Source organism: Streptomyces inhibens, assembly GCF_003389455.1.
GTDB classification, from domain to species: Bacteria; Actinomycetota; Actinomycetes; order Streptomycetales; family Streptomycetaceae; genus Streptomyces; species Streptomyces inhibens.
Genome location: NZ_QUAC01000246.1, coordinates 1 through 12,475, shown reverse-complemented (window position 1 = coordinate 12,475; position 12,475 = coordinate 1). Strand labels below are relative to the sequence as shown.

Sequence of the window (12,475 nt, the reverse complement as noted above, 5' to 3'; positions counted from 1 at the left end):
GAGTTGACGTGAACCAGGTGATTCTGTGAAAGAGACTCCGACTCAACTTCGGAACCGGAGGGCAAGTTGGACTGGACATCGAGGCGGTTTGCCGCCAACGTGAACGGACCTGCGGGCGATCCTTTTGGCGATAAGGGAGAACCCCAAGCAGCTGAAACTGTGAGGGGCGGAGTACCGATGCGTGGCAGGGGGACGGACCGCCTCGTAGTAGCGCTGAAGTCCCTGTAATGGGGCTGGAGCAAAGGGGGCGGGTTGTCCCGATCTTGTTTGGTGGTCAACCGGAGTTCCCGGGAGGAGCCAGATGAACGGTTCAAGGCCGCAGGTCAAGGTCAAGTCGTTTGACATCCCCAAGTCGATGGTGTGGGAGGCATTTCAACAGGTCAAGGTCAACGTCAAGGCCAACGTCAAGGCCAACAAGGGTGCACACTGCTGCTCTGAGCCCGTCCGTGGCGCGTTGAGCGAGGTGCGAACGGACCGACGTCATTTCTCGTGAACATTCGCGAGATCCGCGGTCGCCAACTGCTGCTGAATCTCATGGCCAAACGCTGCTGCTGAAAGTGACCGAAGCCAAACTGACCCTGCTCAACGACAAGATGCCCAAGCTGTCCTGGCTGGACATCGCCGAGCGGAAGTCCGGGGCGATCCGGCTCCAGCCTGAGCCGCGCAACCTGCGCAGGATCAAGGGCGAGGTACAGAGGCGGTGGGGCATCGTGCCCCTGATCGACATGCTGAAGGAAGCGGTGCTGCGGACCGGCTCCCTTAACGCGGTCACCTCCGTCTCCGGCGGCAGCCTGTCGGCGGAGGTGCTGGCCGAACGCCTGCTGCTGGTCATCTACGCCTACGGCACGAATTCCGGGATCAAGGCGGTGGCGTCCAGGGACCATGGGCACACCGAGGACGAGCTGCGGTACGTACGGCGGCGGTATCTGTCCGCCGAGGCCGCTCGCGCCATCGCCGTCCAGATCGCGAACGCCGCCTTCACCGCCCGCAGCACCGAGTGGTGGGGCCACGGCTCGACCGCAGTCGCCTCCGACTCCACCCATGTCCGCGCCTACGATCAGAACCTGTTCACCGAGTGGCACTCGCGCTACGGAGGCCGAGGAGTGCTCATCTACTGGCATGTGGAGAAGAAGTCCCTGGCCATCCACTCCCAGCTGATCAACTGCACCGTGTCCGAGGGGCCGCGATGATCGAAGGCGCCATGCGGCACGGCACCACCATGGTCGTGGAAGCCAACTACACCGACTCGCAAGGCCAGTCGGAAATCGGGTTCGGCATCACGAGACTGCTGAACTTCGACCTGCTGCCCAGGATTAAGCGGATCAACAAGGTCAAGCTGTAACGGCCGGTGGTCGGCGAACCGGACGCTTACTGACTCCGGCGCTGACCCGGCCGATCCGCTGGGAGCTCATCACTCAGCAGTACGACCAGATGATCAAGTATGCGATCGCGATCCGCGCGCGCACCGCGTCCACCGAGGCGATCCTGCGGCGCTTGACCCGCAACGCCTCCCACCCCACCTACGCGGCGACGCTGGAGGTCGGCCGCGCGCAGAAGACCACCTTCATGGCCCGCTACCTGCGGCTGCGGGACCTCCAGCGGGAGATCGAGGAGGGCCAGAACGTGATGGAGTCCTCCAACGGCGCGAACTCCGTGATCGCCTACGGCAAGGGCGGGGAGATCGCCTCGAACCGGCGCGACGAGCAGGAGATGTTCGTACTCTGCCTCAGAATCTTGCAGTCGGCCCTGGTCTACGTGAACACCCTGATGCTCCAAGACATCCTGGACGAGCCGGAGTGGGCCGACCTGCTCACCCCCGCCGACCTGCGCGGCCTGACCCCGCTGTTCTGGTCCCATGTACGGCCGTACGGCGAGGTGAACCTCGACATGGCCGCCCGCCTCGATCTCGCAGTGGCAACGGTGCCCGGCCCCCGCACCGCAGGCGATCGGGCACCGGCTGAGGACGTGTGGGCCGTCAGCCCTTCCGAGCGGTAAGCACCGGCCCGAACCCCGGCCAGCACAGGGCAATGAGCGAGGCGACTGGCCGGTGGCCGGTGGCCGGTGGCCCCGGACGCTTTCCGCAGCACGCGCCGCAACCCTTCGCGCCGTTCATCCCACCCGGCCTCGGAATCATCGGCAGAGCGGCGTGTCGGCGCCGGGTCTCCGGCTCAGTTCACTGGGTGGAGATCTTGTGGACGGTGGTGTCGTCGGGGTTCAGCCGTCGCCCGTCCGCAGACAGCACTTCCAGTGCGCGGAGGCGATGTCCCTGTTGGCGGTCGACCAACTGTGAGTGTGGTTCGCCGGGGGCGAAGAAGTTCTGTTCGCCCCACTGCCGCAGTGCCACGATGACGGGGAAGAGCGCCTTGCCCTTCGGAGTCAGTACGTACTCGCGGTAGGCGCTGCCATCCGAGGCGGGGACGGATTCGAGGACACCGCCGGCGACCAAGGTGCGCAGACGCGCGGTGAGGATGTTCTTCGCCACGCCGAGGCTGCGCTGGAACTCCCCGAAACGCCGGCTTCCGTCGAAGGCGTCCCGCACGATCAGCAGGGACCACCAGTCGCCGATCGCGTCCACCGACCGGGCGACGGGACATTCACTGTCGTCGAAGCGCGTCCTGGTCACCATGGCGTCCCTCACTCTCACGACGGTTGCAACATGCTACCAAAAAGGTTACCGTCGCCGCGTCGCCATTGGTAGCAAGATGAAACCAGATATGCGGAGGAGTGCTGATGCCCGGCAACGGTGAGGCTGTGACACGACGGACCGAGGCCCGAGGCGGGGAAGGTTCCGCGTTCGTCCTGTCCCGTGGCGTCGTCATACTGTTCGCCGTCGCCTGCGGGGCCGCGGTGGCCAACGTCTACTTCTCCCAGCCGCTCCTGGTGACCATGGGCCACGACCTCGCCATGAGCCCGGCACTCATCGGCAGCGTGGTCACCCTCACGCACGTCGGATACGGGCTGGGACTCTTCTTCCTCGTGCCGCTGGGCGACGTGGCCGACCGCAGACGGCTGATCGTGGCCCAGTTGCTGCTCCTGGTGGTGGCGCTGGCCGTGGTAGCCGCCGCCCACACGGCGGCGATCCTGCTCGCGGGCATGGCCGCGACGGGGCTTCTCGCGGTCGTCACGCAGACGCTGGTGGCCTTCGCGGCATCACTGGCCCCTCCCGCCGGGCGCGGACGGGTGGTTGGTCTGGTCACCAGCGGCGTGGTCATCGGAATCCTGCTCGCCCGCACCGCATCCGGCCTCATGGCCGATCTCGCGGGCTGGCGCTCCGTCTACCTCGCCTCGGCCTCGCTCACCGCTCTGCTCGCCCTGGTCCTGTACCGAGTGCTGCCGCGCCACAGTGACGCTCCGCCGACAACCCTGCGCTACGGACAGCTCCTGCGCTCCACGATCACCCTGTTCGCACGGGAACGACTGCTGCGGCTCCGGGCCCTGTTCGGTCTGCTGATCTTCGCCGCCTTCAGCACCCTGTGGAGCAGCGTCGCGCTGCCGCTCAGTCAGGCCCCGTACTTCCTGCCCCACAGCGCGATCGGGGCACTGGGGCTGATCGGTGTCGCCGGCGCCCTGGCCGCGACCGTGGCGGGCCGCCTGAACGACCGCGGACTCTCCCGGCGGACCACCGGCATCGCCCTGGCACTGCTCGCCGCCTCGTGGCTGCCCTTGGCCTTCACCCGCAGCTCGCTCTGGGCCCTGGTCGTCGGGGTGATCCTTCTCGACCTCGCCGTGCAGGCGGTCCATGTCACCAACCAGACCCTGATCTACGCGCTGCACCCGGACGCGGGCAGCCGGCTGATCGGCGGATACATGGTCTTCTACTCGATCGGCAGCGCCACCGGCGCCATCGCCGCGACCTCCCTCTACACGGTGGCCGGCTGGGGCGCCGTATGCGCACTGGGTGCCGCGTTCAGCTGCCTCGGGCTCGTGCTGTGGGCGTTCACTCGACACAGCACGCCGGACCCCGCCGCCAAGGTGACCTCTCGCAGCGAAGCCTGAGCGTTCTCGCCGAACGTTGAGTGACGGGCGCGCCGCAGGTCAGAGGAGTGTGCGGCCCCTTCAGAAAGTGGCGACACGGCCGGCGCATGGTGCTGGAGCCGTAGCGGCCGCCTCGCCACGGCGTTCGACACAACGCTCTGACCTGCGCGCTTAACCATCGGTGAGAAGAACTGCCGTCACCAGCCTTCGATGAGGAACGCTCAACCTTCACAGCGAGAGGTCACAAGGCCACCGACTGAGGTTCCGCGCTCGCGGAGTTCATCCGTGAACTCATCATCCAGGGCACCAACGAGGGCCTGGCCGCCGCGCGGGCCCGCGGCGCCCGGCTCGGCCGCCCGCCGGCCATGACTGAGCAGATCCGCCACGTCCGCGACCTACTCGCCCGCCCGGAGAACACCGTCGCCTCCATCGCGAAGCTCCTCGGCGTCTCCCGCAACACCATCTACAAGTACGTGCCCGAACTCAAGGGTGGCCGCCTCGCGCTCACTGAGGCGACCAACACGGCAGAACTGCCCCGGCTCTCCAGGTCAGAGGACTGAACACCGCCGTTTGCGGCTGGTGACACGGTTCTCACCGGCACCCCGCGTTCGTCGCCGGCCTGAAGCGGCGGATGACGGACGGCCTGGACCGGCTGTCGGCGGCGCTCGCGAACGGCTCTGCGGGCGGGGTGAAGGTACCGAAACCGCGGCAGTTGTTCTGCGCGGCTGGGGCGCAGCCGCCTGCCGGCTGCCGACCGGGTCCGGGGCAGACCCGGTCGCCTCAGACGGCACTCCTGGTTATCCGAACTGGCCGGGCTGGTAGTCGCCGGCGGGCATCTGGAGCATGACGTTCCCGCGGTTGAAGGCGTTGATGACGGTGATGACACCCACCAGGGCGGCGAGCTGGTCCTCGTCGTAGTGCTTGGCGGCGTTCGCCCAGACCTCGTCCGGGACGCCGCCGGCCGCATCAGCGATGCGAGTGGCCTCCTCCGCCAGCTCCAGCGCCGCGCGCTCGGCCTCGGTGAACACCGTGGCCTCCCGCCAAGCCGCGACCAAGTTGAGGCGCTCCGCGGACTCTCCGGCGTGCACGGCGTCCTTGAAGTGCATGTCTGTGCAGAAGCCGCAGCCATTGATCTGGCTGGCGCGGAGCTTCACCAGTTCCTGCGTCGAGGCCGGCAAGGTCGAGCCCTCAAGCACCTTGCCTGCGGCGATGATGTGCTTGAAGACCTTGCCCAGGACCGGGTTGGTGAAGGGGTTCAGACGTGCTTCCATGATGCGCTCCATTGCCGTTGTCTGGCGGTTACACACCTTTGACGGGGCAGCTCGGCGAGTTGTGACATGGACGTCCTGTGACGGGCGTCACCGTCGCCCGAGTGTTGCCTTCTCAGACGAAGCCCTCACCGAGGGTCCACTCGTCATGGTGCTCGCGGCCCACCTCCTCCGGGCGCCCCGCCAGAGCACCACAGCAGTGCCCGCCGCCGAGTGAACGCGGGCCCTCATGGGCCCCGATGGAACCTGGTGTACTGCCTCTACGTGGACCAACACCCCACAACCATCCACGGCATCGCTCCGCAGCCAAACAGAAATCCGGGGACGAAACTGCCTCTCGGTGATTTGAGGGGTTGTGATCAGTCCCAGAGGCGTTCGAGGTCAAGTCGCGTTGCGTGGACGCCGTCTGGGCCGCCGACGGTCAGCTGTCCGGCAGAGGAGAGCGTCAGGGCACTGCAGCGGTAGAGCATCGGCAGAGTCCGGACGTTCCCGCTCGTGAGGTGCCAGACGTGGATCTCGGCATCGTTCCATGCGGCGGCGAGCAGCGGGCCGGCGGGGGTGTCGGCGGCGGCGAGGGCCGTAACGAGGGCCGGCCGTTGGTCGACGGGTGATTCCATCGGGTCTTGGGAGGTTTCCCACATGCGGATCGATCCGTCGAAAGCGGCGCTGATGACGAAGGTGAGATCTTCTTCGGCTAGTCGCAGGCAGGCGACGGCCGTAACCGGGACCGTATGGAGGCGGCGGGATTTCGGCATTGGGCGGTACTCGGTCAGAGACCAGAGGTGTACCGCCCCGCTGGCGTCGCCGACGGCTGCCAGGGACGACTGGGTGCAGGAGCCGAGGGCAGTGGGCCGCGAGGCGTGGGAGGTGAGGTGGACCTGGTCGTAATGGGAGGCGATATGCCCGAACACGGTAGCGGCCATGCCCTCCTCGTCTGAGGTGAGGGGGTGCAGCGGCCCGCTTTCGGGCACGGAAAGGCGATCCAGAACCAAAATTCGCGGAGTGTTGACACGCGGACTGTCCGACGGCGGTTTGCCGCGACCGGATGTTGGTTAGGGTGGCAAGTGGAGACTGATTCCGATGCCCTTGGCCAGGGTGATGGACATGCTGACGGCGCCCGCGCGGGCCAAGTCCGACACGACGGGGGCTCGTTGGTGGGGAGTTGGCGCCAGAAGAAGCCGAAGGCTACGTCGACCAGCGTCCAGTGGCGTTGGATCGCTTGGCCGGAGCGGACCTGGAAGTCGAGTCGGCCCAGGCCAGTTCGCGCTCGACGTGTTTGCGATCTTGCTCGGTCCAGCCGCGCAGCCCGTACATCTGACGATCCCGGCCATGTCGGCGGGCGGCAGCGGGCAGTTGTCGGGGGCACGGCATCGCGGTAGCGGCGGGTGGCATGGCGTCAACGGCCCCGACGGGAGGGGGAGGTGCATCGCATCTGCCGGATGGTCTGCGACGGTGTGCGGGCTTTCCCCCGTCTTGGTCATGAGCGGGGTGTTCGGCTCGTCCGCCACCACGTAGGGGGTCGCGGCGCGGTCGAGTTCGGCGATGAAGTGCGGGCTTTTGCTGGGGCCGTAGAGGCAGTCGGCGACCAGAGCCCGAAACGCGATGCGCGCGGCGCGGGCCCGGGCCACCAGGTGGGCAGCCAGTTGGCCCTTGGTGCGAAACGCCGGATTGGTAGGACCTTGGGGCAGGGTCGGAGCCGGCTGGTAGGGCACGGTGTGCGGCGGGTAGTGCACGGTGTGTGGCGGGTAGTGCACGCGCTCATCGGCCCGGGCGGTGGTGGCCGCGACAATGCCGTTTCCGACCGGCCCGCGGGAGCCGAGGTACGGACGGGACACATAGGCCGTGGCGTGCCCGGACTTACGGTCACCGGAGCCGTCCGGAAACAACGCCCCGCCGTCGTGGGGCGCGGTCGCCGGCGCGGGCATCAGCAGGTCGATCCGCCGGTCGTTGACCGGCTCGTGGTCCCACGGGAACTGGCACACAAACCACTGCTGCGCATGGCAGACAAGAAGGTCACCGAAAGCCGGCTGGGCAGTCTTCAAGAGTGCCTGCCGCAGGGGAAACAGGAAGGCGCTGATTCATGGCTGCCCACCGGTCGGATGAAGGGCCGCAGCCTAACCCTGCCTCAAGAAGTCAAGATCCGGAACACCATCTGCCCTTCATGGCAAGCTACCGCAGGTCGACCGGGCGCGGTGGGCGTGTGACCGGCCGACCGGGGCCCGCGGTGCTGCCCCCGTCGCTGCGCCCGTGGCTCGGGCTGATCACGGCCCTCGCCGCGCTGGTGGTCGTCGCGCTCGGGGTCCTGTACGCCGGCCACAGCGAGCCCGGCGTGGTGGACAGGTGGATCATCCAGCCGACGGCGGACAGTCTGCGGCCGCCGTGGCGGTACGTCGCTCTGGCCATGGACTTCTTGGGGGAGCCCGTGGGAGCGGCGACGCTGGTCGTGGCCGCCGTGACGGGCTGCCTGCTGCTTCGGCGTCCTCGCGCGGCAGTGCTCGTCGTTGCCGGTGCCGGCATGACCGTGGGGACGGCGACGCTGCTCAAGCACCTGGCAGGACGCACCATCCACGGCGACGGCAACCTGTCCTACCCGAGCGGGCACACCGCCTTCCTCACCGCGCTCGCCCTCATGGTGGCGCTGCTCGCGACCGGCCGGTTCGGCCTCGGCAGGACGGCCGGCACGTTGCTCGTGCTCGCCGCGGCGCTGGTTGGCGGCGCCGCCATGGGCTGGGCGCAGGTCGGCCTGGGCGCGCACTATCCGACCGACGTCCTCGGCGGCTGGTGCACCGCGCTGGCGGTGATACCGGCGACCGCGTGGCTGGTCGACCGGATGGCCGACTGGCTGGTCGATCGGACGGCCGACGCCGGTCAGCGGCAGCGTCGCTGACGTCACGTCACGTCACGTCACGCCAAGCGGCGGAAAACGGGCTTCACCGGCCGTCCGGCCAGCCAGGGGGTGGGGTCAGCGGTGTCCAGTGCCTTCCGGTATACCGCACATGCCTGGGCCACCACGTCGACGGTGTGGTCGATGTCGGCGTCGTCGAGCGCGCTGCTCACCACGAACGACGGGGCCAGCACCCCACCCGCGAGGAGTTGGCGCAGGAACAGGGTGCGGTATTGCTGCGACGGCTGCCGGTTCTCGTCGAGGGTGGCGAAGACCAGGTTGCTGGCCCGGCCCCGGACGACTACGTGGTCGCCGACGCCCATGCTCGCCGCGGCGTCGCGGACACCGGCGGCCAACCGGTCGCCGAGGGCGTGCAGCCGCGCGGTGACGCCCTCCTCGACGTAGGTGGTTTGCACGGCCATCGCGGCGGCCAGCGAGTGCGTTTCCGCACCGTGCGTGGTGGACAGCAGGAACACCCGGTCGCCGGAGTGACGCAGCCCGCCCCGCTCCATCAGCTCGCGGCGCCCGGCCAGCGCGGAGACGGCGAACCCGTTGCCCAGCGCCTTGCCGAACGTGGAGAGGTCGGGCACGACACCGTACAGGCCCTGAGCGCCCGCCTCGGACCAGCGGAAGCCGGTGATCATCTCATCGAAGATCAGTACGCAGCCGTGCCGGTCGGCCAGCTCGCGCAGGCCGGCGAGGTACCTGGGCGGTGGCTCGGTGTGGCTGGCAGGTTCGAGGATCAGACAGGCGACCTCGTCCTGGTACCGGGTGAGCAGCTCCTCCGTGGCGGCCAGGTCCCCGTAAGGGAACGCCACGGTGAGTTCGTTGGTCGCCGCCGGAACACCGGCGGACATCGGTGTGGTGCCGATGAACCAGTCGTCGACGGAGAAGAACGGATGGTCGGCGCAGATGGCCACCCGCGGGCGCCCGGTGGCGGCGCGGGCGAGGCGCACCGCGGCGGTGGTGGCGTCGGAGCCGTTCTTCGCGAACTTCACCATCTCGGCGGTCGGCACCGTGGCCAGGAAGCGTTCCGCGGCCTCGACCTCCACCATGGACGGCCGGACGAAGTTGCTGCCGCGGTCGAGTTCCCGCCGCACCGCCTCGATCACGCGTGGGTGGGCGTGGCCGAGGCTGACCGACCGCAGGCCGGACCCGTACTCGATGTAGCGGTTGCCGTCGATGTCCCACACGTGGGCACCGCGGCCGTGGCTGATGACCGGGGCCAGGTTCTCGGGGTACTGGTCGTCGCCCTTGGCGTAGGTGTGCGCGCCCCCGGGGATCATGGCGTGCAGCCGCTCGTTCGCGATCCGCGACCGGGGCAGGAGGAACTCTTCGGTCTCCACGCTGACTTCAGCTCTCTTTCTGCTTCAGGACCTCGGCGAGGCTCGGCGCCTCCCGGTCCCGCTGGGACATCGATGTGACCGGCAGCGGCCAGGGGATGGCGAGCTCCGGGTCGTCGAAGGCGATCGTCACGTCCTCGGCCGGATCGTGCGGGCGGTCTATCCGGTACGAGGTGTCGGCGGATTCGGTCAGCGCCTGGAAGCCGTGTGCGCACCCCGCCGGGATGTACAGGGTCGTCTGCGTCTCGTCGGACAGCTCGAAGAAGGCCCGGTTGCGGTAGGTCGGCGAGTCCGTCCGCAGATCCACGACGACGTCGAAGATCCTCCCGTACGAGCACCGCACCAGCTTGGCCTCGCCCGAGCCGGAGCGCAGGTGCAGGCCGCGCAGCACGCCCCGGACCGAGCGGGACACGCTGTCCTGGACGAAGGTGTCCGGGTCGAGGCCCACCGAGCGGACCACGTCGGCGTCGAAGGTGCGGCAGAAGAAGCCGCGCTCGTCGGCGTACGGCGTCGGCTCGAAGAGGTACGCGCCGACGATCGCCGGGACTTCGGTCGCTTTCATTCCGGGCGCATTCATGGAGCCTCCTGCAAGGCGTGGGCGTGGTCGGCCGCCGGGAACAGGGCCGCGGTCAAGGCGGTGAACTGGTGCTTGAGTTGCCGGGCGGCGGCCAGGTTCCGCTCGGTGAGGGTCTGCCGCAGCTCGGCCGATCGCTTCTCCAGCGCCCGGAACTGCTCGAGCAGCCGGTCGGCGTCGACCTCGCGCGCCGGGTGGCAGTACGCGCCCAGCCCCATCCGGTCCATGAGCGCGTCGCTCTTCGCCGCATAGCTGAGGGCGAGCACCGGCGTGCCGGTCTTCAGCGCGCAGATCAGGTTGTGGTACCGGATCGCCACCACGGTGTCGGCAGCCGCCATCTCCTTCATCAGGTCGGCCAGTGAGGACGGCTCGGCAGCGGTGACCAGCGGTGAGTCCACCGCGTCGAGGATCGCGGCGACCACCGACGCATCGCACTCGTCGCCGGTGAGCAGCCGGACCGGCCTGCCCTCCTCGACCAGCGTGCGGACGAACCGGATCGTCCCGTCGAGGTAGCGCCGGTATATCTCCTCGGCCCGGGCGCGGTCGTCGTTGCCGCCGTGGAAGTCCATGACGCCGACGCAGACCGCGCCCGGCGGGCCCGAGGGCGCTTCCCCAAGCTCTCCGACAAGCTCCGAGCAGGGGATACCCCATTCCCGCGGCGTCGGCAGGGCGAACGCGAGGTCCGGGTAGACCTCGTCGCGCGCGGTGTCCACGCCCATCGCCCGCATCGCGTCACGGGACTGGGCGTCCCGGTACGACCGGTACGTGGCCAGCCGCGCCGACCAGCGCACCAGGGCCCGAGTGGGCCGGTTGCCGATCTCGGCGGCGCCGACGCTGACCAGCGCGACCCGGGTACGCAGCAGCCGGCCGCTCGCGCAGAGCAGGAACAGCGCGTACGGGAAGCCCCACGGCCGCAGCGGCAGTGTGGCTTCCAGGACGCCCATGCCCGGCACGATCACCACGTCGTGCCGGCGCACCCAGGCGGCGGTGCGGAAGACGTCGACGAGTTTGCCCAGACCCTTCGCCGCGATCGCGCCCGCACGTGACGCGGTCCGGTACTCCGCGCGATTCCAGTGCAGCCGCGTGGCGGGGATCCCGAACCGGGTCGTCACAGCCTCGGGCCCGCCGCACAGCGCGTCCACGACCGCCTCCGGGTGCTCGGCGCGGAGGTACCCGAGGACGGCCTCGAGCGACCCGTCGTTGCCGAGGTTGCCGGAGCCGAGCAGGCCGAACACCCCGACGCGCACCGGAGTTTCGTCCGCGGACGTCATGCCTGCCTCCCCTCACGGCCGGCGACGAGGGCGTCGACGGAGACCGTGAGCAGGGCCGGGTCGACCGGGGCGCGGTCCTCGACCCGCTCGCCGGCGCCCGGCCGGACCCGGCTGGTCATCCACGCGGCCAGGTGGCGGTAGCACGCGCGCCGGTCGGCCGGGGACAACGGCGCCCGCCGGATCGCCGAGGCGAAGCCCCAGATGTACTCGGCGAGCAGCCGGGGCGTCGGGTGCAGCGGGCCTGCCCGGCGCGGGTCCAGGTTGACGCACCGGGAGCGCTTGGAAGGGTTCGCCCGCTCGGCGCGGGTGGGGTGGTCGCGGCGGAAGTACAGCAGCTCCGGCACCTGATGGAAGGGCCCGTGCAGGGTGATCTCGGCGACGAACGTGCGGTCCGCGTGGTGGTAGCTGTCCATCGGTTTCACCCGGCGCAGCGCGTCGGCCCGGATCACCCCGTAGAAGTCGTCACCGCCGGGCTCGAACAGCATGCTGCGGAAGCGCTCCGGCGGGTGCGGCGAGTCGGTGGCGAGCGTGTACTCGTACGGGACCTTCACCTGACCGTCGCCGTCGATGACCGCCTGGTCGGTGTGCGCGAGGATCACGTCCGGCCGCTCGTCCAGCGCCTGAACGCAGCGCTGCAGCAGGTCGCGGGCGTAAAGGTCGTCGTGCGAGGCCCACTTGAACAGCTCGCCGCGGCACTCGGCGAACACACGGTTGTGGTTCGGCGTGGCGCCGATGTTCCGGGGCAGCCGGAGGTACCGGATGCGTGAATCCTGCGCGGCGTACTTGCGGCAGATGTCCTGGGTGCCGTCGGTGGAGGCGTTGTCGGAGATGACCAGCTCGAAGTCCTCGTAGGTCTGGCCGAGCAGGGCGTCGAGCGACTCGGCGAGGTACTCCTCGCCGTTGTACACGGGCAGGCCGATGCTCAGCCTGGGTTGGGCGGTCATGAGGTCCTCACTTCGGGGAGGGGGTTGTGGTGGTGCTCGCGCAGGGCGGACCGCAGCTGCAGCCACCACACGGCGGAGCCGCTGACGGTCGCGGCGGCGACGCCCCAGGCCGAGCCGACCGTGCCGGCGACGGCCGCCCCGCCGAGCCCACCGCCGACGTAACAGGCGGAGGCGAACAGCTGGCAGCGCAGGCTGCGCCGGGCCGCGCCGAGCGCG

The 12,475-nt window shown here is 69.2% G+C and carries 15 protein-coding genes and 1 pseudogene; 7 read left to right on the top strand and 9 right to left on the bottom strand.

The window, feature by feature from the left end; all coding sequences use genetic code 11:
- Window positions 1-301 precede the first annotated feature (301 nt).
- The 4 genes from DY245_RS31950 (at window position 302) to DY245_RS47660 (ending at window position 1,995) form a co-directional block, all read left to right on the top strand.
- Window positions 302-493, top strand: a complete 192-nt coding sequence (locus tag DY245_RS31950; protein WP_128510686.1) for a hypothetical protein — start codon at window positions 302-304, stop codon at window positions 491-493.
- Between the two features lie 64 nt (window positions 494-557).
- Window positions 558-1,190, top strand: coding sequence for a Tn3 family transposase (locus tag DY245_RS47670; protein WP_128510685.1), 633 nt, complete (start codon window positions 558-560; stop codon window positions 1,188-1,190).
- Window positions 1,187-1,342 carry a Tn3 family transposase gene (locus DY245_RS47665; protein WP_128510684.1) on the top strand — a complete coding sequence of 52 codons (156 nt, stop codon included), beginning with the start codon at window positions 1,187-1,189 and terminating at the stop codon, window positions 1,340-1,342. The genes DY245_RS47670 and DY245_RS47665 overlap by 4 nt, the downstream gene beginning before the upstream one ends.
- Before the next feature lie 29 nt (window positions 1,343-1,371).
- Window positions 1,372-1,995, top strand: coding sequence for a Tn3 family transposase (locus DY245_RS47660; RefSeq protein ID WP_128510683.1), 624 nt, complete (start codon window positions 1,372-1,374; stop codon window positions 1,993-1,995).
- Window positions 1,996-2,173: 178 nt separating this feature from the next.
- Here the strand turns inward: DY245_RS47660 and DY245_RS31930 are convergent, their stop codons facing one another.
- Window positions 2,174-2,626, bottom strand: coding sequence for a winged helix-turn-helix transcriptional regulator (locus tag DY245_RS31930; protein ID WP_128510682.1), 453 nt, complete (start codon window positions 2,624-2,626; stop codon window positions 2,174-2,176).
- A 104-nt stretch (window positions 2,627-2,730) separates the two neighbouring features.
- On the opposite strand from DY245_RS31930, the gene DY245_RS31925 reads away from it, so the two are divergent.
- A complete protein-coding gene (locus tag DY245_RS31925; RefSeq protein WP_181923966.1) occupies window positions 2,731-3,996 on the top strand; it encodes an MFS transporter in 1,266 nt (421 codons plus the stop codon).
- Between the two features lie 260 nt (window positions 3,997-4,256).
- Window positions 4,257-4,535, top strand: coding sequence for a helix-turn-helix domain-containing protein (locus tag DY245_RS31920; protein ID WP_342354233.1), 279 nt, complete (start codon window positions 4,257-4,259; stop codon window positions 4,533-4,535).
- Between the two features lie 237 nt (window positions 4,536-4,772).
- Here the strand turns inward: DY245_RS31920 and DY245_RS31915 are convergent, their stop codons facing one another.
- From DY245_RS31915 to DY245_RS31905, 3 genes are all read right to left on the bottom strand, one after another.
- Window positions 4,773-5,246 carry a carboxymuconolactone decarboxylase family protein gene (locus DY245_RS31915; protein ID WP_128510681.1) on the bottom strand — a complete coding sequence of 158 codons (474 nt, stop codon included), beginning with the start codon at window positions 5,244-5,246 and terminating at the stop codon, window positions 4,773-4,775.
- Window positions 5,247-5,602: 356 nt separating this feature from the next.
- The gene (locus tag DY245_RS31910) at window positions 5,603-6,166 is read right to left on the bottom strand and encodes a WD40 repeat domain-containing protein (protein WP_128510680.1); all 564 of its coding nucleotides are present in this window, start codon (window positions 6,164-6,166) and stop codon (window positions 5,603-5,605) included.
- A 129-nt stretch (window positions 6,167-6,295) separates the two neighbouring features.
- A complete protein-coding gene (locus DY245_RS31905; RefSeq protein ID WP_181923965.1) occupies window positions 6,296-7,285 on the bottom strand; it encodes a transposase in 990 nt (329 codons plus the stop codon).
- Window positions 7,286-7,443: 158 nt separating this feature from the next.
- Here DY245_RS31905 and DY245_RS31900 point away from each other — a divergent pair, with 158 nt between their 5' ends.
- Window positions 7,444-8,130: a phosphatase PAP2 family protein gene (locus tag DY245_RS31900; RefSeq protein ID WP_128510678.1), complete on the top strand. Its 687-nt coding sequence runs from the start codon at window positions 7,444-7,446 to the stop codon at window positions 8,128-8,130.
- A gap of 17 nt (window positions 8,131-8,147) precedes the next feature.
- Here DY245_RS31900 and DY245_RS31895 read toward each other — a convergent pair whose 3' ends face one another.
- From DY245_RS31895 to DY245_RS31875, 5 genes and pseudogenes are all read right to left on the bottom strand, one after another.
- A complete protein-coding gene (locus DY245_RS31895) occupies window positions 8,148-9,473 on the bottom strand; it encodes a glutamate-1-semialdehyde 2,1-aminomutase (protein WP_128510677.1) in 1,326 nt (441 codons plus the stop codon).
- A gap of 7 nt (window positions 9,474-9,480) precedes the next feature.
- Window positions 9,481-10,032: a dTDP-4-dehydrorhamnose 3,5-epimerase gene (gene rfbC, locus DY245_RS31890; protein WP_128510711.1), complete on the bottom strand. Its 552-nt coding sequence runs from the start codon at window positions 10,030-10,032 to the stop codon at window positions 9,481-9,483.
- 11 nt (window positions 10,033-10,043) lie between these two features.
- Window positions 10,044-11,315 (bottom strand): polysaccharide pyruvyl transferase family protein, encoded by a 1,272-nt coding sequence (locus tag DY245_RS31885; protein WP_128510676.1) that lies wholly within the window; start codon window positions 11,313-11,315, stop codon window positions 10,044-10,046.
- Window positions 11,312-12,259 carry a glycosyltransferase family 2 protein gene (locus tag DY245_RS31880; RefSeq protein WP_128510675.1) on the bottom strand — a complete coding sequence of 316 codons (948 nt, stop codon included), beginning with the start codon at window positions 12,257-12,259 and terminating at the stop codon, window positions 11,312-11,314. The genes DY245_RS31885 and DY245_RS31880 overlap by 4 nt, the downstream gene beginning before the upstream one ends.
- A pseudogene (locus DY245_RS31875) lies at window positions 12,256-12,475 on the bottom strand (hypothetical protein); the annotation flags it as partial. The gene DY245_RS31880 and the pseudogene DY245_RS31875, both read right to left, overlap by 4 nt.